The organism is Nonomuraea sp. B10E15 (assembly GCF_039871615.1).
Classification (GTDB): domain Bacteria; phylum Actinomycetota; class Actinomycetes; order Streptosporangiales; family Streptosporangiaceae; genus Nonomuraea.
Genome location: NZ_JBDPMB010000006.1, coordinates 244,794 through 267,049, shown reverse-complemented (window position 1 = coordinate 267,049; position 22,256 = coordinate 244,794). Strand labels below are relative to the sequence as shown.

At 71.5% G+C, this 22,256-nt stretch carries 22 protein-coding genes; 13 read left to right on the top strand and 9 right to left on the bottom strand.

Going from position 1 to position 22,256, the window contains the following annotated elements; genetic code table 11:
- Positions 1-10 precede the first annotated feature (10 nt).
- Together ABGB14_RS20945 and ABGB14_RS20940 are read left to right on the top strand one after the other, a co-directional pair.
- Positions 11-985, top strand: coding sequence for an ABC transporter permease (locus tag ABGB14_RS20945; RefSeq protein WP_347645548.1), 975 nt, complete (start codon positions 11-13; stop codon positions 983-985).
- Between the two features lie 5 nt (positions 986-990).
- Positions 991-1,914: an aldo/keto reductase gene (locus tag ABGB14_RS20940; protein ID WP_347645480.1), complete on the top strand. Its 924-nt coding sequence runs from the start codon at positions 991-993 to the stop codon at positions 1,912-1,914.
- 427 nt (positions 1,915-2,341) lie between these two features.
- Here the strand turns inward: ABGB14_RS20940 and ABGB14_RS20935 are convergent, their stop codons facing one another.
- The gene (locus ABGB14_RS20935) at positions 2,342-3,289 is read right to left on the bottom strand and encodes a DNA polymerase ligase N-terminal domain-containing protein (protein WP_347645479.1); all 948 of its coding nucleotides are present in this window, start codon (positions 3,287-3,289) and stop codon (positions 2,342-2,344) included.
- 9 nt (positions 3,290-3,298) lie between these two features.
- Positions 3,299-4,315 carry a LacI family DNA-binding transcriptional regulator gene (locus ABGB14_RS20930; RefSeq protein WP_347645478.1) on the bottom strand — a complete coding sequence of 339 codons (1,017 nt, stop codon included), beginning with the start codon at positions 4,313-4,315 and terminating at the stop codon, positions 3,299-3,301.
- Positions 4,316-4,398: 83 nt separating this feature from the next.
- Here ABGB14_RS20930 and ABGB14_RS20925 point away from each other — a divergent pair, with 83 nt between their 5' ends.
- The gene (locus ABGB14_RS20925) at positions 4,399-5,895 is read left to right on the top strand and encodes an alpha-N-arabinofuranosidase (protein WP_347645477.1); all 1,497 of its coding nucleotides are present in this window, start codon (positions 4,399-4,401) and stop codon (positions 5,893-5,895) included.
- Between the two features lie 309 nt (positions 5,896-6,204).
- On the opposite strand, the gene ABGB14_RS20920 is transcribed toward ABGB14_RS20925, so the two are convergent.
- Positions 6,205-7,065, bottom strand: coding sequence for a helix-turn-helix transcriptional regulator (locus tag ABGB14_RS20920; RefSeq protein ID WP_347645476.1), 861 nt, complete (start codon positions 7,063-7,065; stop codon positions 6,205-6,207).
- A gap of 101 nt (positions 7,066-7,166) precedes the next feature.
- Between ABGB14_RS20920 and ABGB14_RS20915 the strand changes: the two genes are divergently transcribed.
- On the top strand, positions 7,167-7,898 hold the full coding sequence (locus tag ABGB14_RS20915) for an SDR family NAD(P)-dependent oxidoreductase (RefSeq protein WP_347645475.1): 732 nt from the start codon (positions 7,167-7,169) through the stop codon (positions 7,896-7,898).
- Here the strand turns inward: ABGB14_RS20915 and ABGB14_RS20910 are convergent, their stop codons facing one another.
- From ABGB14_RS20910 to ABGB14_RS20890, 5 genes are all read right to left on the bottom strand, one after another.
- Positions 7,899-8,579 (bottom strand): FadR/GntR family transcriptional regulator, encoded by a 681-nt coding sequence (locus ABGB14_RS20910; protein ID WP_347645474.1) that lies wholly within the window; start codon positions 8,577-8,579, stop codon positions 7,899-7,901.
- Positions 8,580-8,604: 25 nt separating this feature from the next.
- Positions 8,605-9,627: an MBL fold metallo-hydrolase gene (locus tag ABGB14_RS20905; protein ID WP_347645473.1), complete on the bottom strand. Its 1,023-nt coding sequence runs from the start codon at positions 9,625-9,627 to the stop codon at positions 8,605-8,607.
- 44 nt (positions 9,628-9,671) lie between these two features.
- Positions 9,672-10,787 (bottom strand): steroid 3-ketoacyl-CoA thiolase, encoded by a 1,116-nt coding sequence (locus tag ABGB14_RS20900; RefSeq protein ID WP_347645547.1) that lies wholly within the window; start codon positions 10,785-10,787, stop codon positions 9,672-9,674.
- Between the two features lie 43 nt (positions 10,788-10,830).
- Positions 10,831-11,826, bottom strand: a complete 996-nt coding sequence (locus tag ABGB14_RS20895; protein WP_347645472.1) for a sigma-70 family RNA polymerase sigma factor — start codon at positions 11,824-11,826, stop codon at positions 10,831-10,833.
- 225 nt (positions 11,827-12,051) lie between these two features.
- Complete coding sequence (locus ABGB14_RS20890; protein WP_347645471.1) at positions 12,052-12,714, bottom strand: TetR family transcriptional regulator; 663 nt, start codon at positions 12,712-12,714, stop codon at positions 12,052-12,054.
- A 187-nt stretch (positions 12,715-12,901) separates the two neighbouring features.
- Here ABGB14_RS20890 and ABGB14_RS20885 point away from each other — a divergent pair, with 187 nt between their 5' ends.
- The 6 genes from ABGB14_RS20885 to ABGB14_RS20860 all read left to right on the top strand — a co-directional run bounded on the left by ABGB14_RS20885 (position 12,902) and on the right by ABGB14_RS20860 (position 18,078).
- Complete coding sequence (locus ABGB14_RS20885) at positions 12,902-13,141, top strand: hypothetical protein (RefSeq protein WP_347645470.1); 240 nt, start codon at positions 12,902-12,904, stop codon at positions 13,139-13,141.
- 87 nt (positions 13,142-13,228) lie between these two features.
- On the top strand, positions 13,229-14,398 hold the full coding sequence (locus ABGB14_RS20880) for an acyl-CoA dehydrogenase family protein (protein ID WP_347645469.1): 1,170 nt from the start codon (positions 13,229-13,231) through the stop codon (positions 14,396-14,398).
- Positions 14,398-15,552 (top strand): acyl-CoA dehydrogenase family protein, encoded by a 1,155-nt coding sequence (locus ABGB14_RS20875; RefSeq protein ID WP_347645468.1) that lies wholly within the window; start codon positions 14,398-14,400, stop codon positions 15,550-15,552. Before ABGB14_RS20880 ends, ABGB14_RS20875 begins: the two co-directional genes overlap by 1 nt.
- Entirely contained in the window at positions 15,549-16,481 is a 933-nt protein-coding gene (locus ABGB14_RS20870) for a bifunctional MaoC family dehydratase N-terminal/OB-fold nucleic acid binding domain-containing protein (protein ID WP_347645467.1), read from the top strand. The genes ABGB14_RS20875 and ABGB14_RS20870 overlap by 4 nt, the downstream gene beginning before the upstream one ends.
- Positions 16,481-16,894 (top strand): MaoC/PaaZ C-terminal domain-containing protein, encoded by a 414-nt coding sequence (locus ABGB14_RS20865; RefSeq protein ID WP_347645466.1) that lies wholly within the window; start codon positions 16,481-16,483, stop codon positions 16,892-16,894. The genes ABGB14_RS20870 and ABGB14_RS20865 overlap by 1 nt, the downstream gene beginning before the upstream one ends.
- Positions 16,895-16,911: 17 nt before the next feature.
- Positions 16,912-18,078 carry a lipid-transfer protein gene (locus ABGB14_RS20860; protein ID WP_347645465.1) on the top strand — a complete coding sequence of 389 codons (1,167 nt, stop codon included), beginning with the start codon at positions 16,912-16,914 and terminating at the stop codon, positions 18,076-18,078.
- Between the two features lie 27 nt (positions 18,079-18,105).
- Here ABGB14_RS20860 and ABGB14_RS20855 read toward each other — a convergent pair whose 3' ends face one another.
- On the bottom strand, positions 18,106-19,560 hold the full coding sequence (locus ABGB14_RS20855; protein ID WP_347645464.1) for a hypothetical protein: 1,455 nt from the start codon (positions 19,558-19,560) through the stop codon (positions 18,106-18,108).
- 266 nt (positions 19,561-19,826) lie between these two features.
- On the opposite strand from ABGB14_RS20855, the gene ABGB14_RS20850 reads away from it, so the two are divergent.
- Genes ABGB14_RS20850 through ABGB14_RS20840 form a run of 3 tightly spaced genes read left to right on the top strand, consistent with a single transcriptional unit; the run spans position 19,827 to position 22,250 of the window.
- Positions 19,827-20,888 (top strand): ABC transporter ATP-binding protein, encoded by a 1,062-nt coding sequence (locus ABGB14_RS20850; RefSeq protein ID WP_347645463.1) that lies wholly within the window; start codon positions 19,827-19,829, stop codon positions 20,886-20,888.
- Entirely contained in the window at positions 20,881-21,561 is a 681-nt protein-coding gene (locus ABGB14_RS20845; RefSeq protein ID WP_347645462.1) for an ABC transporter permease, read from the top strand. Before ABGB14_RS20850 ends, ABGB14_RS20845 begins: the two co-directional genes overlap by 8 nt.
- A complete protein-coding gene (locus ABGB14_RS20840; RefSeq protein ID WP_347645461.1) occupies positions 21,558-22,250 on the top strand; it encodes an ABC transporter permease in 693 nt (230 codons plus the stop codon). The genes ABGB14_RS20845 and ABGB14_RS20840 overlap by 4 nt, the downstream gene beginning before the upstream one ends.
- The last annotated feature ends 6 nt before the right edge of the window (positions 22,251-22,256 follow it).

Below are 22,256 nucleotides of genomic sequence, written 5' to 3'. Positions count from 1 at the left end.
CAGTTTGACTGTGCCGGCCCCCCGGGTGCGGCTGGCCCGGTTCCGCGACCTGACGCTCGTGCCGGTGATCGTGCTGCTGCTCGTCGTGGGCGCGTTCCTCGACCCGACCTTCCTGACGGCGGGCAACCTGACGAACGTGCTCCAGCAGCAGGCGGCGATCTCGCTGCTCGTGCTGGCCGAGGCGATGATCCTCATCGCCGGCAAGTTCGACCTGTCGCTGGAGTCGACGGTCGGCACCGCGCCCGCGATCGCCGTGATGCTCATCATCCCGGTGTCGGCGGGCGGATTCGGCATCGGCCTGCCAGGGATGCTGGTCATCCCGCTGGCGCTGCTGGTCGGCGCCGCCATCGGGGCGTTCAACGGTTTCCTGATCATCAGGTTCCAGCTGTCGGCGTTCATCGTCACGCTGGCCATGCTGATCGTCGTCCACGGCTTCCTGCAGGGGCCGACGGAGGGCAAGACGCTGTTCCAGCTGCCCGACTCGATCCTCTATCTCGGCAGCGCGCTGTGGCTGGGCCTGCCCGCGGCCATCTGGATCGCCGGTGCGCTGTTCGCCGCCGGCATCTTCGCCCTCGGCTATCTCCGCGTCGGCCGGGCGCTCTACGCGATCGGCGGCAACGCCGACGCCGCCCGCGCGGCCGGCATCCGCGTCGACCGGGTGCTCTGGGGCGTGTTCATTCTGGGCGGCACGCTGGCGGCGTTGGCCGGGATCCTGGAGACGGGACGCCTCGGGGCGATCGGCAACAACCAGGGCGTCGGGTGGATCTTCATGGTGTTCGCGGCGGCCGTCATCGGCGGCGTCAGCATGGACGGCGGCAAGGGCACCATCCTGGGCGCGCTCACGGGCGTGCTGGTGATCGGCCTGGTGCAGAACATCCTCACGCTGATCGGCGTGTCGGGCTTCTGGCAGCCGGTCATCTACGGCGCGATCATCCTCATCGCGCTGATGATCAGCAGAATAGCGGGCGGGAAGGCACAAGATTGAAAGTGATGGAGTTGCCGCGCCACGGGCTTGGCGGGGCGCCCCTGGGCAACCTCTTCGAGTCGGTCGCGGACGAGCAGGCCCGCGCCACGGTGGGCGCCGCGTGGGATCGGGGCGTGCGCCTGTTCGACACCGCGCCGCACTACGGGCTGGGCCTGTCGGAGCGCCGCATGGGCGCGGCGCTGGCCGGGCGTTCGGGCTACGTCCTGTCCACGAAGGTCGGGCGCCTGCTGGTGCCCGCGTCGTCGCAGGACGCACGTGACGGCGAGGGCTTCGACGTGCCGGCCTCGATCGAGCGGGTGTGGGACTTCTCGGGCGACGGTGTACGCAGGTCGCTGGAGGAGTCTCTTGACCGCCTCGGGCTGCCCGGGATCGACATCGTGCTCATCCACGACCCGGACGACCACGTCGACCAGGCGATCGCGCAGGCGTACCCGGCGCTGGCCGAGCTGCGCGACCAGGGCGTGGTGAAGGCGATCGGCGTCGGGATGAACCAGTGGCAGGCGCCGCTGCGCTTCGTCCGGGAGACCGGCATCGACGTCGTCATGCTGGCGGGCCGCTACACCCTGCTCGACCAGTCGGGCCTGCCGCTCCTGGAGGAGTGCGTCGAGCGCGGCGTCAGAGTGCTGGCGGCCGGGGTGTTCAACAGCGGCATCCTGGCGACGCACGAGCCGTCGGGGACCTTCGACTACCGGCCGGCGCCGGCCGAGCTGGTGGCGCGGGCCAGGAGCATCGCCGCCGTCTGCGAGCGACACGGCGTCACGCTGCCCCAGGCGGCCATGGCCTTCCCCCTGCGCCACCCGGCCGTCGCGTCGATCGTCGTGGGCGCCCGCGCTCCCGAGGAGGTCCACACGAACGCCGCCCTGTGGTCCCGGCCGGTCCCCGACATGCTCTGGGATGAGCTCAAGGCGGAAGGGCTGCTGCCGGCCTGACCCACGCCGCTCACCCGGCCTCCCACAGGGCGCTCACCGAAATAGCGCGCATCCGGTCACCGAAGGACAGCGCCTGCGTGCCGGTCTGCAGGACGATCCCCGCGATCAGGTCGCCGCCGAGCCGATCGGCTGGGGTGCCGCCACTCCGCCGTTGATCCTTTGGCGACCTGTTTCACCAGCGTGCTCTTCCCGGGCTGGCGCGCACCGTTGACCAGAACCACGCAGGTGTCCGCCAGGGCTTCGGCCAGGGCTGCTTCGGCATGACGGGACACCACCCGGCCGAGAGGAGTGTTCACCATGGCACGTGAGCGGGCCCTCAGTGGTGGTGCGGCCGCGGGTTCGATGGTGGGCTGGTCGCCAGGTTCGTGGTGGATCGGTCGCCGCGTACGTGGACGCCGCGGCCAGGCCGGCGGCGGTATACGGGTGGTCAGGAGGGGACGAAGAGCCAGGCCTTCGACGGCCCCGGCTCGTACGGCGCGTCCAGGCGCTTGGCCACCACCCCCGGCAACCCCTGTTCGCGGGCCGCCTGCCGCACCGGCCCCGCCTCGCCCGGCCAGGATGGCGCGGTCTGCCAGCGGGCGCCCGCGAGGTCGAGCGCCTCCAGCGCGGTTCTGCGGGCCGTGTAGGGCTGGTCCACCAGCGCATGCCCGTCGTCGTAGAGGAGGTCGTAGAAGACCAGGATCTCGGCGCCCCCGAGGGTGGCGAGCTCGCCGTCGAGCAGTGCCGTGCGGCTGCCGAACGACTCCGCCAGCTCGCGCAGCCACGGGTGCTCGCGGGATGCCGTGGTGCGGCCGCCCTCGACGGGCACCAGGAGCCGGCGCCCGCCCCACGCGAACTCGTAGGCGTAGGCGGAGGCGTCGCGCGGTGGTCTGGCGCGTTCGGTGGGCAGCATGGGCTCGATGTCGGGGAACGGATCGCGGACCGGGGGGTCCATGCGGTGGATCATCCAGTTGTTGCCCCGGGTCCGGAACAACACGAACCGGCCGGAGGCCCGCGTGCCGTGCAGGACGACCTTGACCTCGCGCTCCGACCACTTCTCCGTGTCGTACGTGCCGGTGTCCCAGATGGTCATGGTGCCGCCGCCGTACTCGCCCTTGGGGATCTCGCCGTGGAAGGTGAGGTATTCGATGGGGTGGTCCTCGGTGTGCACGGCCAGGTGGTTGGTGGCGGGGTCGGCGGGCAGCCCTTTGGGCACGGCCCAGGAGACCAGCACGCCGTCGTGTTCCAGCCGCAGGTCCCAGTGGAGCGAGCGCGCGTGGTGCTCCTGGATGACGAACGCCCGGTCGTCTCCGAGGGCTGGAGGTTCGGCGGGGATGGGCTCGGGGGTGCGTTTGTCGTCGCGCTTGCTCCGATATCTCGCGAGTTTGTCGGACACAGCAGGTTTCTACCCGCCCGTGCTCTCCCTGATCACCAGCTCGTACGCCACCCGCACCTCCCGAGCCTCGGCCGGCGAGCCCTTGGTCATGCGGGCGGCCAGCAGATCGACCGCCTGGCGGGCGATCGCCTGTTTGTCGGGGGAGATCGTGGTGATGGTCGGGGTGGCGTACCTGCCGTCCTCGATGTCGTCGAAGCCCGCCAGCGCCACCTCGCCGGGTACGGCGTGGCCGCGCTCCAGCAGCGTGCGCAGGGCGCCGAGGGCCAGCAGGTCGTTGAAGCAGAAGACCGCGTCCGGCGCCTGGCCCGAGTCGAGCAGCCGGGCCATCGCGCGCGCGCCGTCGGCGCGGTGGTAGGTCTCGACGTGCTGGACGAGGCGGTCGTCGGCGGGCAGGCCGGCCTCGGCGAGCGCCTCGAAATAGCCCGCCAGCCGCAGCCGCGAGGTCTCCGCCGCGGCGTCGTCCTGGGCGCCGATCGCCGCGATGCGCCGCCTGCCGGTCGCGGCCAGGTGAAGGGTGGCCTCCTTGGCCGCCGCAACGTTGTCCACCACGACGTGGTCGGCGGGCCCTTCGTAGACGCGCTCGCCCAGCAGGACCATGGGCGTGTCGTCCATGCGGGCGGCCAGGTCCTCGGGCGTCAGCGCGAGCGGGCTGAAGATCAGGCCGTCGATCAGGTGGGCGCGGAACCCCTCGGCGACGAGCTGCTCGCGCTCGCGGGACGCGCCCGTCTGGTCGATCAGCACGGTCAGCCCGTGCTCCTCCGCCGCGGTCACCACGAACCTGGCCAGCTCCGCGAAGTAGGGGATGTCCAGCTCGGGCACGGCCAGCGCGATGATCCCGGTGCGGCCCTGCCGCAGGTTTCTGGCCGACAGGTTGGGACGGTAGTTGAGCTCCTTGATGGCAGCCTCGACCCGGCTCCTGGTGGCGGAGGTGACGTGCACGTAGCCGTTGACGACGTTCGAGACGGTCTTCACCGAGACTCCGGCCAGCCTGGCCACGTCCTTGAGACCGACGCGGGGTTTCTCCATGAACAGAAAGTCTATAATTGAGTTTACAACGTTGAATACAACGATGTATAGATGGGCAGAGCCCCGACGAAGGAGGACTGCCCATGAGATCCGCCAAGCTCACCCTGGACCCGGCGTTCGAGGTCGGCCCGGTCGAAAGGCGACTGTTCGGCTCGTTCGTCGAGCACATGGGGCGCTGCGTGTACACGGGCGTGTTCGAGCCCGGGCACCAGCGGGCGGGCGACGACGGGCTGCGCCGCGACGTCATCGACCTGACCAGGGAGATGGGCGTCACCACCGTGCGCTACCCGGGCGGCAACTTCGTCTCCAACTACGAATGGGAGGACGGTGTCGGGCCCGCCTCCGAGCGGCCCACCAGGCTCGACCTGGCCTGGCGGCAGATCGAGACGAACGCCTTCGGGCTGGGCGAGTTCATGACCTGGATGCGCGAGGTGGACGCCGAGCCGGTGATGGCGGTCAATCTGGGCACCAGGGGCATCCGGGAGGCGCGCGACCTCGTCGAGTACGCCAACTTCCCCGGCGGCACGCGGTGGTCCGACCTGCGGATCGAGCACGGCGTGCGGGAGCCGTACGGCATCAGGGTCTGGTGCCTGGGCAACGAGATGGACGGGCCCTGGCAGATCGGGGGCAAGACCGCCGACGAGTACGGCAGGCTCGCGTTCGAGGCGGCCAAGGCCATGCGCCGGGTGGACCCCGGCCTGGAACTCGTCGCCTGCGGCAGCTCGAACATGCGGATCCCGACGTTCGGCTCGTGGGAGGCCACGGTCCTGGAGCACTGCTACGACCAGGTCGACTACATCTCCGCGCACTCCTACTACGACCCGGTGGGCGGCAGCAGGGCCGACTTCCTGGCCTCGGCCGTGGAGATGGAGCAGCAGATCGAGGGCGTGATCGCCACCGCCGACCACGTGGCCGCCAAGCTCGGCAGCCGCAAGCGGCTGAAGGTCTCCTTCGACGAGTGGAACGTCTGGTCGCAGAGCCTGTTCGGCGGCGAGAGCAGCCTGGACTGGGAGCACGCGCCGCGCATCATCGAGGAGGAGTACGACGTGGCCGGCGCGGCCGTCGTCGGCAGCCTGCTCATCACCTTGCTCAACCACGCCGACCGGGTCGGCATCGCCTGCCAGGCCCAGCTCGCCAACGTGATCGCCCCCATCCGCACCGAGCCGGGCGGGCCGGCCTGGCGGCAGACGATCTTCCACCCGTTCGCGCTGACCGCTGCCCATGCCCGCGGCCGCATCCTGCGCGTGCAGGCCACGGCGCCGGTCATGCCGACCGAGCGGTACGGCGAGGTGCCCGTGCTGGCCACCGCGGCGACGCTGGACGACGACCGGCTCGCCGTCTTCGCGGTCAACCGCGGAGACCTGCCGCTGCCGGTGGAGATCGACCTGCGCGGCCTGCCGCAGGCGTCGGACCTCTCGCACGTCACGGTCGCCGACGACGACACGGGCGCGCGCAACACCGAGAGGGACCCGCACCGGGTCGAGCCGAGGGCCGTCGACGGAGCGAAGATCGACGGTGACCGGCTCACGGCGGTCCTGCCGCCGGTGTCCTTCAACGTCCTCAAGGCGCGGCTCTCCTGAGGAGCCGGTCCGCCATGTGATCACAAGACGTGACAGCTTCACGCCCAGGTCAGAGCGCGGAATCCACGGCGAACTTCTGGTGCGCCTGCATCATCGACGTCGACCGACCGCGTTCGGCCAGGGCCGAAGCCGACGCCCAGGCACGTGGCGAACCGCTAACCGGATTGCGCAAGCCGCCTGTCCGTGCGGAGCGGCCACGGGCTTGCCCAGCGCCCTTCTCCCGCATGCGGGCGGCCCGCGTCTCCTCCGTGGCCGTCCCCCTTCTCGCAGTGCGGGCACATTCGCCTGTACTTACCGATGCTCCGCGCTTCAGCGGCCGGGGGAGCGCTGGAGGTCCTGCGTGCCGATGACCTTGAGCAGCCGCAGCGCCTCGTACGACGGCGTGCCGGGCGCGGCGGTGTAGAGCACCACCATCTGGTCGCTCTCGGGCACGTGCAGGGCCTCGCAGTCGAGCTCCAGCCAGCCCACGGCCGGATGCTTGAGCCGCTTGCACGCCGACCGCCGCACCGTCACGTCATGCCCGGCCCACAGTTCGGCGAACTCGGCGCTGGACACCAGCAGCCGTTCGACGAGCCGCAGGATGCCGGGGTCGTCGGGGTAGCGGGCGGTGGCGGCGCGCAGGTCGGCTACCGACTCCCTGGCGAACTGCCAGGACCCCTCGGGATCGTGGCGCGTCCTGGCCTCCGGGTCGGTGAAGAAGCGCCAGATGATGTTGCGCTCCGTCGCCGGCAGCACGGAGAAGTCGCTGATCAGCGCGGCGGCGAGCGGGTTCCAGGCCAGCACGTCGTACTTGGCGTCGATCACGAACGCCGGGGTGTCGTCCAGCCGGTGGAGCAGATGCAGCACGCCGGACCTGACGTCGCGCGGCGGCCCGGGCGGCGGGCCGGGCGGCTCGCCGGTCAGGTAGTACAGGTGGGAGCGCTCGTCGTCGGTCAGCCGCAGCGCCCTGGCGAGCGCGCCGAGCATCTGCCGCGAGGGACGCGGCCCGCGCGCCTGCTCCAGGCGGGCATAGTAGTCGACGGACATCCCGGCCAGCGCGGCGACCTCCTCGCGCCGCAGCCCCGGGGTGCGGCGGCGCCCGCCGCTCTCCAGGCCGACGTCGGCCGGTCGCACCAGCTCGCGGCGGCTGCGCAGGAACCCCGCCAGCTCCGCCCTGTTGATGCGGTCCATGTGGCCAGCATGCCTGACCTGCCGGACGGTAACCAGGGACCGCCGATCCGAGGTTCGGCGGGTCTCTACCGGTCGGGCGCAGCCCTGGCGAGGCTGAGGCCATGACGCAACAGAAGATCGTCCTCATCACCGGCGCGAACGAGGGCATCGGGTACGCCACCGCCCGCACGATCGGCAGGGCAGGCCACGTCGTGCTCGTCGGAGCCCGCGACCGGGAGCGGGGCACGAAGGCGGCCGCGGAGCTGGCGGCGGAAGGGCTGGACGCCCGCTTCGTCCGTCTGGATGTGACCGACCTCGCCACCGTGGAGGCGGCCGCCGCCTTCGTCGACCGGGAGTTCGGCCGCCTCGACATCCTCGTCAACAACGCCGCGATCAGCCGCGACCAGCACCGCGGGCCGAGCGAGATGCCGGTGGCGGACCTGCGCGAGGTCTATGAGACCAACGTGCTCGGCGTCGTCGCCGTGATCAACGCCATGCTCCCGCTGCTGCGCAGGTCGGCAGCCGGCCGCATCGCGAACGTGTCGAGCGGCCTCGGCACGGTCGCGTTCCTGACCGACCCGGCGCCCGAGCTGCGTCAGTACGCGACGCTGCTCGGCTACAACTCCTCCAAGGCCGCGCTGAACGCCGTCACCCTGATGTACGCGGCGGAGCTGCGGGACACGCCGATCAAAGTGAACGCGGTCTCGCCCGGTTTCTGCGCCACCGACCTCAACGGCCACCGCGGTGTCCTGAGCGCGGACGAGGGCGGCGCGCACATCGCCCGCCAGGTCACCATGGACCTTCCCCCGACCGGCGTCTTCCTCAGCGAGCTCGGCGGCAGCCATCCCTGGTGATCAGTCGAGTTCCAGGGCCCGGCGCAGCCACGACTCCACCCCGGCCACGTGCACGGTGGCCCAGGAGCGGGCGACGTCGGGCCGGCGGGCGGCGATGGCCTCGTAGATCGCGGTGTGCTGCTCCCTGGTCTTCTCCATCGCGCCCTCCTGCGTGAGCCCGCGCCAGACCCGCGCCCGGGTGGTCGGACCTGACAGGCTCTCGATGAACGAGCAGAGCACGCTGTTGCCCGACCCCCTGGCGATGCGCTGGTGGAACGTCAGGTCGTTGGCCACCAGCTCCTCGACCGTGGGCTCGGCGGGCAGCGCGTCGAGGATCTCGCGCAGCTCGGCGATGTCCTGGTCGGTCATCAGCTCGGTCGCCATCGCCGTGGCGGCCGGCTCGAGGATGCGGCGGACCTCGAAGAACTGCAGCACCGTGTCGTCGCGGTGCAGGTCGAGCACGAACGACATGGTGTCGAGCAGCAGGCGCGGCTCCAAGCTGGTGACGTAGGTGCCGTCGCCCTGGCGCACGTCGAGCACGTTGATCAGCGACAGCGCGCGCACGGCCTCGCGCAGCGAGTTGCGTGACAGGCCGAGCCGTTCGGCGAGGTCGGCCTCCTTGGGCAGCCGGTCTCCGGGAGCGAGCTCGCCGGAGACGATCATCTGCTTGATCTTGTCGATGGCCGCGTCGGTGACCGCCACGCTTCTCTCCCTAGACATCGGATGTCTAGGAGTCTAGGGCCTGGAAGCGGACCGGCTCGACACCGGCATGGCGGCGTACGTGGCCCTGCACCTCCAGGGCGCGCAGGTGGGCCGCGGCCTCGCCGGCCGCCATGCCTCTCAGCATGGGGGACAGCTCTTCCCATGGCCTGTTCCAGGTCATCATCGCGGCGACCTCCCAGATGGTCAGCGGCTCCGGCCGCTCGGCCAGGAGGACGCGCAGCCGCTGGAGCTTCTCCTCGTGATGGTCGCGGATCTCGGCCGCCCGCGCGGCCACATCCGGAAATGTCCATTCATGTGCTGGCAGCGCGTCCAGCGGCCCGAACCCGGCCACCCGGTCCAATGATTGCAGGAAATCACCGAGCGGATCGATGTCGTCCCGGTCATAGGGATAGATGCCGACGTGCGGGGTGATGCCGGGAAGCACGTGGTCGCCGGTGAAGAGCCGATCGGCGTCCTCCAGGTGCAGGCAGATGTGGCCGGGGGTGTGGCCGGGCGTGTGCACGGCCCGCAGCCGGCGCCCCGGCAGGTCCACCAGGTCGCCGTCGCGCAGCTCGCGATCGGGCGGCGCCGGCGGCGCGGGACGGCCGCCCATCGCCTCGCGCGCCTCGCCGGGATCGGCCCCCGCCCGCCTGAGCATGTCGGACTGGAACGCGTCGTGCGCGTCGCCCGCGTACTCGATCATGAGCCTGACCAGCGCCGCGTCGTCCTCGTGCATGGCGATCCAGGCGCCGGACGCCTCCCTGACCTGCCCGGCGAGCCCGGCGTGGTCGGGATGGAAATGGGTGACGACCACCCCGCGCACAGCGGCCACGTCCATGCCGAGCGCGGCCAGGCCGCCGCTGAGCGCCTCCCACGCCTCCGGGTGGTTCCATCCGGCGTCGACCAGCACCGGCCCCGCGGGTGACTCGACGGCGTAGACGAGCGTGTAGCCGAGCGGGTTGCCGGGGATCGGCACCGGCACGCTCCACACCCCGCCGCCGAGGTCCTGCGGACGTTGCTCGGTGTACGGCCTGCGTCTGGTCTTCATACGCCCCCGATCGTGTTTCCCTGCGTGACAAGTGTGCTGAAGATTCAGCCGATGCGCTCCAGGATCGTCGCCGTCGCCAGCGCCCCACCCGCGCACATCGTCACCAGTGCGGTCGCCGAGTCCGACCGCTCCAGCTCGTGCAGGGCCGTGGCGATCAGCCGCGCTCCCGTGGCGCCCACCGGGTGGCCGAGCGCGATCGCGCCGCCGTTCGGGTTGACCCGGTCCAGGTCGGGCTCGTGCACGCTGGCCCATGACAACACCACCGACGCGAATGCCTCGTTCACCTCGAACCTGTCGATGTCGCCGATCGTCATGCCGGCCGCGGCGAGCGCCTTCGCCGTCGCGTCCACGGGCCCGTCCAGGTGGTAGTACGGCTCCGCGCCGACGAGGGCCTGCGCAAGGATGCGCGCCCGGGGCCGCAGCCCGTGCCGGCGCGCCGCGCCCTCGCTCATCACCAGCACGGCCGCCGCGCCGTCGGAGATCTGGGAGGACGTGCCCGCCGTGTGCAGCGCGCCCTCCGCCACCGGCCTGAGCCCGGCCAGGCTCTCCACGGTGGTCTCGCGCAGCCCCTGGTCCCTGCGCACCTCGCCGACGGGCACGATCTCCCGCTCGAACCGCCCGTCGGCCCACGCCTTGGCCGCCAGCCGCTGCGAGCGCGCCCCGAACCAGTCGAGGCGCTCGCGCGTCAGGCCGCGCCGCCGCGCGATCCGCTCGGCCGCCGTGAACTGGTCGGGCAGGTCGATGGCCCAGTCGTCGGGGCGCGGGCTGGCGGGGCGTACGTTGCTGCCCAGCGGCGCCCGGCTCATCACCTCGACCCCGCACCCGATGCCGGTCTCGATCACGCCCGCGCTGATCAGGGCCGCCGCCAGGTGCACCGCCTGCTGCGACGACCCGCACTGCGCGTCGACCGTGGTGACGCCCGTCTGGTAGGGCAGCCCGGCGTAGAGCCACGCGTGCCGGCCAACGTGCCCGCCCTGCTCGCCCGCCTGCGTCACGCAACCGGCGAACACCTGGTCGACGGCGGCCGGCTCGAGGCCGGAGCGCCGCACCAGCCCGTTCAGCGCCGTGGCCAGAACCTGTTGCGGTTTGAGCTCGGCGAGCCAGCCCGCCCGCTTGCCGATGGGCGTGCGGACGGCCTCGACGATCACAGGTGTGCCCACTGTCACCTCCAGAACGATGCTCTGGAGGCGACTGTAACGCGTTCTACTTTGTCGCGGAAGCCTCGGCCGGCAACGTCTCCGGCAGGGCGAACGTGTCGAACAGGCGCTTCTCGAAGAACATCCCGACGTGGCTGATGTGCTCTCCGGAGAACGTCACCACCATCAGCGCGAACTGCCGGTGGACGCCGTCCTCGAGGTGGTAGAGCGCGTAGGCCGGCTGGCCGTTGGCCGCGATCGGCACCAGCCGCAGGTCGCCCGCCTTCTCCGCCGGGCAGCGCCCCTTGACGAGCTCGACGATCGTCCGCGGCCCTTGGTACCACCCCACGAACGGCGGCATCTCCCAGATCGCGTCCGCGGTGAACAGGTGGACCAGGCTGTCGATGTCGTAGCTCTCGAACGCCGCGACGTAGCGGTCGAGCTGGTCACGCTGCTCAGGCGTCAGCGGCTCGACCGGGTCGTCCATGGTCGGCGACACCTCCTTGAGCTGGGCACGGGCCCGCTGGTGGAGGCTGTTGACGGCCGCGGTGGAGACGCCGACCGCCTCGGCCACCTCGGCCGCCTTCCACCGCAGCACGTCGCGCAGGATCACCACCGCGCGCTGCCGGGGCGGCAGGTGCTGCAGCGCGGCGATCAGCGCGAGCCTGATGCTCTCGCGCGAGGTCACGATCGCGGCCGGGTCGTCGGCGCCCGCGCCCGCCAGCGCGTCGGGCACGGGCTCCAGCCACGGCACCTCGTGGTCCTGCACCAGAGGCGCGGTGGCCTCCGTGCTCGGCGCCCCGAGGCCCGTGGGCAGCGGCCGCCTGCCGCGGCTCTCCAGCGCGGTCAGGCAGGTGGTGGTGGCGATGCGATAGAGCCACGTACGCAGCGAGGAGCGACCCTCGAAGCCGTCGTAGGCGCGCCACGCGCGGAAGTACGTCTCCTGGACGAGGTCCTCGGCGTCGTGCACCGAGCCCATCATCCGGTAGCAGTGCGCCAGCAGCTCGCGCCGCATCGGATCAGCCTGCCGAAGGAAGTCTTCGTTCGTCGGCTTGTCGGTCATACCTCCCTGTATAAACGGCGCCACTGACATAACGGCGATTTCTTTACCATCGGCCCGCCGAATCGGGTGGAACAATCATGAATCGACAGGGAAACCACGACCGCTCGGCGGGCCCAGGGCGCGCTCCGTAACGGTGGCGCGCCACTGAAGGGTCAGCGGGCGTTTCCTGGAGGGCGGCCGGCCGGCGACGGCGGGTGGCCGGCCACGGCGGAGCCGTAAAGGATCTCAGATGCCGGCGAGCAGCCTGGTGGCGGCGGTCTCGATGCGGCGCTGGATCTGGTCGTACGTGCGCCGCCCGCGCAACATCTCCAGCAGCTCCTGCACCCACACGCTCGCCAGCGACCCCGCGAGGTCGAGCTGCTCCTCGCTGGCATCCTCGATCGGCAGGCCGTCGGCCGCGACGCGCAGCAGCAGCCCCGTCATCCGGTCGCCGAACGGGGTCTGCACCTCGGCCATGATCAGGGAGCGGATGAGCGCGTCGGCCAGCTCGGGCTCGCGCATGAGGCCGCGGGTCGCCCGCATCAGCACGTCGACCGCGCGGCTCGCCGGGGTGGCGGCGCCGGGCGGGCGCCGCTCGATGCTGCTCTCCAGCAGGTCGATCTCCTCGCCGACCACCGCCACGACGAGATCCATCTTGGACGGGAAGTAGCGGTAGAGCGTGCCGAGCGCCACGCCCGCGCGCTCGGCCACCGTGCGCATCTGCATGGCCTCGACCCCGCCGCGCGAGGCCAGCGCCGCCGCGGCCTGGACGATGCGCTTGCGGCGCTGGTGCTGGCTGCGACTACGGACGCTGTGCCCGCCAGGGGCGGGGTGGCTGTCGGTGGCCCCGTCGTGTGCCCCGTCGGCGTCGCCGGAGGGCGCAGGGGGCGTCGCGTGCGTGGTACGCATGAGAACACGTTATCTGACTTCTCGATGGCGCGGCTTGTTACTCACGGGTTACAAACTTGCCGTATAGCCCCATGTCTATGGGGTTACAGGCGTATATCCCGACTTATTGGGATTGGTGACTACTGGACAGATATTAGAATCTGTTCTAGTTTGCGATTCGTCTGACCTAGCGCTTGCTGGAGGAGCAATGATCGCGGACACGCTCGCGTCCCTGCTTCTCGCCCGGGCCGACGACGACCGGCCGGGGCTCATGGCGGTGGTCCTCCAGGCACGCCACCAGCGCCGCCGCCTGCCGGGCCGTGGGGCGCAGCAGGAATCGGAACGACCTGCGCACACCCCACCCCCCATCACGCTCGGTAACGAAACCACCACGATATCGGCCGGCGCCGACAGAACCAGGAAGGACATCCGTGACACGCAGACCTGACAGGTCAGGACACGCTCGGGCCTTGGCGGCCCTCCCGCTCCCTATCCCCCCGCCTCCTCAAGGCGACGGTCCCCTCGGGAGACTCTGATGGATTTCAATCTGGACGAGACGCAGCAGGATCTGCAGAAACTGGCGGCCGAGGTCCTGGCCAGGGAAGGGGACGAGGACCGGCTCTGGCAGGCCGGGCTCATGGGGGTGTGCGTCCCCGAGGCGGCGGGCGGGGCCGGGCTCGGCCCGGTGGAGATGGCCGTGGTGCTGCGCGAGGTGGGGGCGCGGGCAGCACCTGTCCCCGCGCTCGCCACGTTGGTGAGCACGCTGGCCCTCGCCCGCTATGGCAGCCCTGACCAGCAGCGTCGCGTCACCCGGGCCACCGTCGCGCTCCGCGAGCCCGGGCGCGCCCTGTCCGATCCGCCCGTGACGGCCGCGCGCCGGGCCGGCCGCGCGCCGGACGACGGGACCGGCGCGACGGTTTCGCCCGGTGCGCCGGACGACGTGAGGGACATGATGGCTTCTCCCGGTGCGGGCGATAACGGGTGGGTGCTGACGGGGCGGAAGGTGTCGGTGCCCCATCCCGGTGCGGCGGTGCTGGTCGCCGCCGACGAAGGGCTGTTCCTGGTCGAGGCTCCCTCCGGCGGCGCACGGCCAGGGGCGTCCGGCGGCGCATGGGCAGGGGCGTCCGGCGGCGCATGGGCAGGGGCGTCCGGCGGGGTGCCCGGGGCCGGGGCGCGTGGGATGGAGATGATCCCCGAGTTCGCCTCCACCGGCGAGCCGGCGGCCACCCTCGTGCTCGACCGGACCCCGGCCGAGCGGGTGGGCGGGCCGGAGGCGGTGGACGGGACCAGGCGGCTGTTCACGGCAGCGGTCGCCGCCCAGGCCGCCGGCGTCCTCGCGGGGGCGCTGGAGCTGACCACGTCGTACGTCAGGACGCGCCGGCAGTTCGGCCGGGCGCTGGCCGAGTTCCAGGCGGTGACCATGCAGATCGCCGACGTCTACATCGCGGGAAGAGCGCTCGACGTGGCCGTGTGGTCGGCGGCGTGGCGGCTGGGGGAGGGGCTGCCGGCCGACCAGGACCTGGCGCTGGCCGCGTACCACGCCGGCGAGGCCGTCAAGGCGCTCCACACCTGCCAGCACCTGCACGGAGGGCTCGGACTCGACGTGACCTACCCGCTGCACCGCTACTTCGCGCAGGCCAAGCACCTGTCCCACCTGCTCGGCGGCGCCGACGCCCAGCTCGACCTGATCGGAGCGCTCGTCTGATGCTGATCGACCTCACTCCTCCGCAGCGCGCGCTCCGGGACGAGTTGCGCGAGTACTTCCAGGGCTGCCTGACCGCCGAGGACCGCAGGAAGATCGCCGCGGACCCGTTCGGCGAGACGTACATGGAGCACTGCCGCAACCTCGGCCGCGACGGCAAGCTCGGCCTCGGCTGGCCCGAGGAGTACGGCGGTGGCGGCTACGGCCCTCTGGAGCAGCAGATCTTCGCCAACGAGATCGCGCGGGCGGGCGTGCCGTACCCGATCATCACGGTGCAGACCGTCGGGCCCACGCTCATGCAGTACGGGACGCGGGAGCAGAAGGACTTCTTCCTGCCGCGCATCCTCGCCGGTGAGTGCCACTTCGCCATCGGCTACAGCGAGCCGGAGGCGGGCACCGACCTGGCCTCCCTGCGGACCACGGCGGTGCTCGACGGCGACCACTACGTCGTCAACGGGCAGAAGATCTTCACCAGCGGCGCGCACTACGCGCAGTACATCTGGCTCGCCGCCCGTACGAACCCCGAGGCCAGGAAGCACAAGGGCATCACCATGATGATCGCCGCCACGGACGACCCCGGCTTCTCGTGGACGCCGATCGTGACCATGGACGGCCGCCACCACACCAACGCCACCTACTACTCCGACGTGCGCGTCCCCGTGACCATGGTGGTCGGCGAGGTGGACCGCGGCTGGGACCTGATCGTCAACCAGCTCAACCACGAACGCGTCACCCTGGGCCCCGCTGGGAACCTCGGCCAGACCTACGACCGTTTCCTCGCCTGGGCCCGCCGTACGGGCCTGGCCGACCATCCGGACGTACGGCGCGCGCTGGCCAGGGTGTGGGCGGCGTTCCGCACCAACGAGCTGCTCAACTGGCAGGTCGCGGCGAACATGGACCTCGGCTGGCTGGGGGCTCCCGACGCGTCGGCCACCAAGATCTACGGCTCGGAGCGGATGCAGGAGGCGGGCAGGATCGTCGGCGACACCCTGGCCAGGTACGGCGACCCGTCCGACCCGGAGACGGCCGAGCTGCTCGAACGCGTGGACCACGGGGTCAAGGGCGCGGTGGTGCTGACGTTCGGCGGCGGGGTGAACGAGGTGCAGCGGGAGCTGATCGCGATGCTCGGCCTGGGCCTGCCGAGGCCCCCGCGATGAGCGACCCGCGACCCGCGACCCGCGCTCCCGCGATGAGCGAGGACGAGCTGCACGAGCTCGCGGGCAAGCAGTCGGCGCTGGGCGAGGTGCGCGGCGCCCCGGCCCCCGACCCCGTGAACGAGCCCATGATCCGGCACTGGCTGGCCGCCATGGGCGACGCCAACCCGGCCTACCTGGACAAGGGCCTGGCCCCGCCCGCGATGGCGCAGGTGTGGACCATGCGGGCCCCGCGGGCCAAGGACCGCTCGCCGGTGGACGACCTGCTGGCCGCGCTCGACGCCGCCGGCTACACGGGCGTGGTGGCGACGAACTGCGAGCAGACCTACCACCGCTACGCGCGCCTGGGAGAACGGCTGACGCCCGCCACCAGGTTCACGGACCTGGCGGGCCCCAAACGGACCGCGCTCGGCGTGGGCTACTTCGCCACCTGGAACGTCACCTGGTACGGCGACGGCGACGAGCCGGTGGCGGAGATGCTCTTCCGCGTGCTCAAGTTCCGGCCGCGGGAGGGCGCCCGCGAGGAGCGGTCCCCGTACCCGCTCCAGCCGGCGATCAACCAGGACACGGCCTTCTTCTGGGAGGGCGCGAAGATCGGCGAGCTGCGCATCCAGACCTGCGCCGACTGCGGGCGGTTACGCCACCCGCCGGGCGCCCTGTGTCCCCGCTGCCGCTCCTCCCGCCTCACCTACACGGTCGCGAGCGGCCTCGGGACCCTCTACAGCTACGCCGTCCACCACCATCCGCCGGTGCCCGGCCGCGAGACCCCGTTCGTGGTGGGCGTGGTGGAGCTGCCGGAGGGCGTACGGATCGTCGGCAACGTCGTGGACTGCCCGACCGGGCAGGTGGAGATCGGCATGGCGCTGCGCGTGACGTACCGGCCGATGGACGACCGGCTCGTCCTTCCGATGTGGGCCCCGGAGGAGCCGTGATGCGAACGCTGACAGCGGACGAGGTCGAGGCCGGTTCCGGGCTGCCGGAGTCGTCGATCGACCTCACGCCCACCGTGGTCGTCTCGACCGCCCTGGCCACCATGGACTTCACCCCGGTGCACCACGACCGGGACCGGGCCCGCGCCCAGGGCTCGAAGGACATCTTCCTCAACATCCTGACCACCATGGGCCTGGTCGAGCGGTACGTCACCGACTGGGCGGGTCCCGAGGCCGTCATCAGGGGCATCGACGTCAAGCTCGGCGTCCCCGCGTACGCGGGGGACCGCCTGAGCTTCACCGGGACGGTCGTGTCGCGCGAGGGCGGCCACGTCACGGTCGAGGTGCGCGGCGAGGTGAGCCTGGGCTTCCACGCCACCGCCACCGTCTCCCTGATCCTCCCCCCAGCCGGTTGAACCAGAAGGAGCAGGCGTTGTCACGAACGAGCGCCGCCATCGCGGGCATCGGCGCCACCGAGTTCAGCAAGAAGTCGGGACGGTCGGAGTTGCGGCTCGCCGCCGAGGCCGTGCTGTCGGCGCTGGACGACGCCGGACTGTCACCCGGCGACGTGGACGGACTGGTGACCTTCACCCAGGACGCCAACCAGGAGATCGCCGTCGCCAGGGAGACCGGCGTCGGCGAGCTGACGTTCTTCTCCCGCGTCGACTACGGAGGCGGCGCGGCCTGCGGGACCGTGGCGCACGCCGCCATGGCCGTGGCGACGGGGATGGCCCGTACGGTGGTGTGCTACCGCGCCTTCAACGAGCGTTCGGGACGCCGCTTCGGCCAGCCGAACGCACAGGTGGGCGGCGAACCCACCTCGCAGGGGCTGGAGATGAGCTGGCACGTGCCGTTCGGGTTGATGACCCCGGCGGCCTGGGTGGCCATGTTCGCGCAGCGCTACCTGCACGTCCACGGCGCGACTTCCGAGGACTTCGGCCGGGTCGCGGTGGCCATGCGCCGGCACGCGGCCACCAACCCGGCCGCCTGGTTCTACCAGCGGCCCATCACGCTGGAGGAGCACCAGGCGTCGAGGTGGATCGTCGAGCCGCTGCACCTGCTCGACTGCTGCCAGGAGAGCGACGGCGCGGTGGCGCTCGTCGTGACCAGCGCGGAGCGCGCCCGCGACCTGCGCCGTTCCCCGGCGGTCATCACCGCGGCGGCCCAGGGCGCGGGCGCGGACCAGATGATGATGACGAGCTACTACCGGGACGACATGACCGGCCTTCCCGAGATGTCCGTCGTCGGCCGGCAGCTCTGGGAACAGTCCGGCCTGACGCCCCAGGACATCCGGACCGCCATCCTGTACGACCACTTCACCCCGTTCGTGCTCACCCAGCTGGAGGAGCTCGGCTTCTGCGGCCGCGGCGAGGCGCCGGAGTTCCTCAGGGACGGGGGCATCGAGCTGGACGGCCGCCTGCCGGTCAACCCGCACGGCGGGCAGCTCGGCGAGGCGTACATCCACGGCATGAACGGCATCGCGGAGGCGGTGCGCCAGATCAGGGGCACCGCCGCCAACCAGCTCACCGGCGTCACGAACGTCCTCGTCACGGCGGGAACGGGCGTGCCCACCAGCGGTCTCGTCCTGTCCGCGGGCTGACCCGCCGGCCCGGGTGGCCGGCGGGTCTCAGCCGTTGAAGATCGGCATGGAGAAGAAGACGATCATCGCGATCGCCACGCACATCAGGAACCCGACCAGCTCCCAGGCCCAGTCGTGGTGGCGTTCCCTGCGGCGCCGCGCCTTCTGCGGCCCGACCGGTGCCGGACGCCGTTTCGGCGCGGGCCTGGCCCGCACAGGACGCGGCGCCAGCACGGACGCCTCGCTACCGGAAGCCTCGCGACGGGACGCCTCGCGAGCGGGCGGCTCCCCGGCGGGGGCTTCCTTGCCCAGAGGGTCCTTCTGCAGGTCAGGCAGCCGATAGACCGGCTCGGACGGCTTGGCGGGCCCGGTGGGCGGCGTGGGCGCGGCGGCCGGTCCCGCGGCGGCCTTCCCTCCGGTCCTGGTACGCGGCCGGAACAGCGGCGCGGCCTCCCGCACCTCGTCCTCCCCCCGCGGCGGCGGGACCGCACGGACCGGACCCTTGTGGACGAGGACGTCCCCGGTCATGTACGGGTCGGGCGCGTCCTTGGGCAGGATCACGTCGCCCGTCGCGAACGGCCCGGGACCGTCGGGCTCGGGAGCGGCCATGAAGAACGGTCGTTCCCCCGCCGGCGAGGAGGACGGCCAGGGGCCGCCGAGCGGATCCCTGAGCGGCCTGATGGAGCCCAGCGGGTCGCGCAGCCGATGGTGATCGTCGGTGGACTCGCGGAACTTGGGCATCGGGGCGGTGGTCGCGTCGTGCTCCGGCACCTGCGCCGGCGAGGGCGGCGTCAGCAGCTCGGCGGGGAAGATCACCGTGCTGGTGGCGGGATCCGCTTCGGCCAGTGGCTGCGGCCACATCGGCGGGCTGGGCCAGCGCGGCTTCACGAACAGCGGCCCGGGAGCCGCGGAACGGGAGCCTGCGAAGTGGATGCGCAGCGCGCCGGGCGGCTGCGGCCACGGCAGGCGGCCGAGCACGTCGTGCAGCGGCGCCACGTGCAGCGCGCCGTAGATGTCCGCCACCGGCTTGGGCACGCGGAGCCCGGTCGCGGCCAGTGCCGTGCCGAGCGCTTCCCTGAACCGGTTCGCGGCCGCCACGGTGAGCTCGTCGGCGGTGTCGGGCGCGAGGTCCAGCACCCACGCGAGCTCGGCCCTGCTCAGCCCGCACACCGCGGACAGGACCAGCACCTCGCGCTGGTGGGGGCGCAGCTCGCGCAGGACGCGCTCGACGAGCGCGGTGGCCGGGTCGATGAGCGGGTCGACGGCGGGCGGGGAGTAGACGATGTCCCGCCGGTGGATCTCGCGGCGGGCGAACGCGTAGAGAGCTGCGCGGGGCGGCTGGGCGACCGGGACCCCGGTCAGCACGGCAACCAGGACATCGGACGCTGAGCCGAGGTCGCCGAGCTGGTCAGCGCAGTACGCGAACAGCCCCGCGGCATGACGGTCGTAGAGCTCTGCGATCAGTTCGGCGCGGGGGCGCTGATCGGTGAGCGGCTGGGACACGGGCCGATCCTCTTGCTGTGGGCCGACGCTGAGGGTGAGGGTGCGCGTCAGGAGATTGTTGTGGTAATCATGCCAACCCGGATGGTCCGGCGCACTACCAGATGCAGATTTCGGGTAAATATCCCTGGTCAGTGAAACGCTTAAGCCCGCCCCGATGGGGACAGAGCGGGCCGGATCGCCGTAGTGTGTGGGTTCAAGAGATCATGCGGCGGTCGTGGCAGGGGGCTGCGACCCCTGCCACAAGCCCACCGAGCGAGAGTTCGCGCGTGATCACATTCGACGCTGTCACCAAACGTTTCCCGGACGGAACGGTCGCCGTGGACGACCTCACCATGGAGGCTCCCACAGGCGAGATCACCGTGCTCGTCGGGCCCTCGGGCTGCGGCAAGACGACCTCACTCCGGATGATCAACCGCATGATCGACGCCTCGGAGGGACAGATCCTCCTCGACGGCGTGCCCGTGCAGAGCATCGACCCGCCGACCCTGCGCCGCGGCATCGGGTACGTCATCCAGCAGGCCGGCCTGTTCCCGCACCGGAAGATCGTCGACAACATCGCCACCGTCCCCTACCTCCTCGGCTGGGACCGGAAGAAGGCCCGCGACAGGGCCATGGAGCTGCTGGAACGCGTCGGGCTCGACCCGGCGCTGGCCGGCCGCTACCCGTTCCAGCTCTCGGGCGGGCAGCAGCAGCGCGTGGGCGTGGCCAGGGCGCTGGCCGCCGACCCGCCCGTGCTGCTCATGGACGAGCCGTTCAGCGCGGTCGACCCCGTGGTGCGCACGACCCTGCAGGAAGAACTGCTCAGGCTGCAGGACGAGCTGAACAAGACCATCGTGTTCGTCACGCACGACATCGACGAGGCCATCAAGCTCGGCGACCGGGTGGCTGTGCTGCGCGTCGGCGGCCGGCTGGCGCAGCTGGCCGCGCCCAAGACGCTGCTGTCGGAGCCGGCCGACGACTTCGTCCGCGAGTTCCTCGGGCACGACAGGGGGATCAGGCGGCTGCAGTTCGTCTCGACGGAAGGGCTGCGCCTGCGTACCGATCTGACGGTCCGGCAGGACGGCGGCGACGGCTCGTCGCAGGAGCCGTGGCGGCTGGTCGTCGACGAGCAGGGCGGGCCGGTCGGCTGGCTCTCCGGGGCGCGCCCCGGAGAGCTGGAGCCGTTCGGGACGTTCCTGTACGGCCGCGACTCGATGCGCTCGGCGCTCGACGCGGCGCTGCTGTCGCCGTCCGGCTGCTCGGTGGCCGTGGACGACGAGGGCAGGGTCGTCGGCGTGGCCACCAGGGAGGCGCTCGACGAGGCGCTGGCGGAGGCCGCAGATGGGTGACGGTCCTCCCTCCCTGTGGGAATGGATCGGGCGCAACTGGGACACCGGCCGGGCGGGCAGCATCAAGGACCTGCTCATCGACCACCTGACCATGTCGCTCGTGCCGATCCTCTTCGCGCTGATCGTGGCACTGCCGCTGGGCCTGGCCTGCGTGCGCTGGCGCTGGCTCTACCAGCCCGCCTCCGGCCTGATGAACGTCATCTACGCGCTGCCTTCGCTGCCCGTCTTCATGCTGCTGATCTCGGTGACCGGGCTGTCGCAGACCACGGTGATCATCCCGCTCGCCTTCTACGGCGTGGCCGTCCTGCTCCCGGCCGTGGTCGGCGGGCTGGACTCGGTGCCCGACCACGTGCGCCAGTCAGCGGTCGCGATGGGCTTCTCGCCGCTGCGCCGGCTGCTGGCGGTGGAGCTGCCGATCGCGGTGCCGGTGGTGCTGGCCGGCCTCCGGGTGGTCGCGGTCTCCAGCATCAGCCTGGTCAGCGTGGGCGCGCTGATCGGGCAGGGTGGCCTCGGCGGGCTGTTCACCCGGGCGTACCAGAACCCGTTCATGCCGCCGGTGATCGTCGGCATCGTGCTGATCGTGCTGCTGGCGCTGATCGCCGACGGCCTGCTGGTCCTGGCTCAGCGGGTGCTCACCCCCTGGGTACGCGTGCGGAAGGGGGCGGCGTCGTGAACTGGCTGACCTCGTTCTTCGTCTGGATAGCCGAGTTCTTCGGCAACGGCGCCAACTGGTCGGGGCCCGGCGGGATCCCCATGCGGCTGCTGGAGCACCTCGAGTTCTCGGCGCTGGCGCTGCTGCTGGCCGTGCTGGTGGCCGTGCCGCTGGGGCTGGCGATCGGGCACACGGGCCGGGGTGAGGTGCTGGTCGTCGTCTCCGCGAACCTGGCCAGGGCGCTGCCCACGCTGGGGTTGCTGGTGATGTTCGTGTTGCTGCTGGGCACGGCCTCGATCTGGCCGGTGATCATCCCGCTGGTGTTGCTGTCGGTGCCGCCGATCCTGGTCAACACCTTCGAGGGCGTCAAAGGGGTCGATCCCGAGCTGCGCGACGCGGCGTACGGGATGGGCCTGCGCGGCGGGCAGGTGCTCGGCCGGGTGCTGGTGCCGGTCGCGCTGCCGCTGATCCTGCTGGGCTGCCGGCTGTCGGCGATCCAGGTCGTGGCCACCACGACGGTCGCGGCCTACACCGGGCTCGGCGGCCTCGGACGCTACGTGATCGACGGTTTCGCGACGAAGGATTACGCGAGCGTCGTCGGGGGTTCTGTACTCATTGTGCTGTTCGCCCTGGTGGTGCAGCTCCTGTTCGCGCTCGCGCAGAGGGTGACGGTCTCGCCGGGGGTGAGCCAGCGAGTGAATGTTCGATAACCTCCT

Coding starts and splice junctions, on each gene's coding strand:
- ABGB14_RS20895 (WP_347645472.1), bottom strand. CDS start 11,826: ATGACCGACAAGCCGACGAACGAAGACTTCCTTCGGCAGGCTGATCCG.
- ABGB14_RS20930 (WP_347645478.1), bottom strand. CDS start 4,315: ATGGAGAAACCCCGCGTCGGTCTCAAGGACGTGGCCAGGCTGGCCGGA.
- ABGB14_RS20920 (WP_347645476.1), bottom strand. CDS start 7,065: ATGGACCGCATCAACAGGGCGGAGCTGGCGGGGTTCCTGCGCAGCCGC.
- ABGB14_RS20845 (WP_347645462.1), top strand. CDS start 20,881: ATGGGTGACGGTCCTCCCTCCCTGTGGGAATGGATCGGGCGCAACTGG.
- ABGB14_RS20870 (WP_347645467.1), top strand. CDS start 15,549: ATGAGCGACCCGCGACCCGCGACCCGCGCTCCCGCGATGAGCGAGGAC.
- ABGB14_RS20925 (WP_347645477.1), top strand. CDS start 4,399: ATGAGATCCGCCAAGCTCACCCTGGACCCGGCGTTCGAGGTCGGCCCG.
- ABGB14_RS20905 (WP_347645473.1), bottom strand. CDS start 9,627: ATGAAGACCAGACGCAGGCCGTACACCGAGCAACGTCCGCAGGACCTC.
- ABGB14_RS20915 (WP_347645475.1), top strand. CDS start 7,167: ATGACGCAACAGAAGATCGTCCTCATCACCGGCGCGAACGAGGGCATC.
- ABGB14_RS20890 (WP_347645471.1), bottom strand. CDS start 12,714: ATGCGTACCACGCACGCGACGCCCCCTGCGCCCTCCGGCGACGCCGAC.
- ABGB14_RS20875 (WP_347645468.1), top strand. CDS start 14,398: ATGCTGATCGACCTCACTCCTCCGCAGCGCGCGCTCCGGGACGAGTTG.
- ABGB14_RS20885 (WP_347645470.1), top strand. CDS start 12,902: ATGATCGCGGACACGCTCGCGTCCCTGCTTCTCGCCCGGGCCGACGAC.
- ABGB14_RS20865 (WP_347645466.1), top strand. CDS start 16,481: ATGCGAACGCTGACAGCGGACGAGGTCGAGGCCGGTTCCGGGCTGCCG.
- ABGB14_RS20940 (WP_347645480.1), top strand. CDS start 991: ATGGAGTTGCCGCGCCACGGGCTTGGCGGGGCGCCCCTGGGCAACCTC.
- ABGB14_RS20880 (WP_347645469.1), top strand. CDS start 13,229: ATGGATTTCAATCTGGACGAGACGCAGCAGGATCTGCAGAAACTGGCG.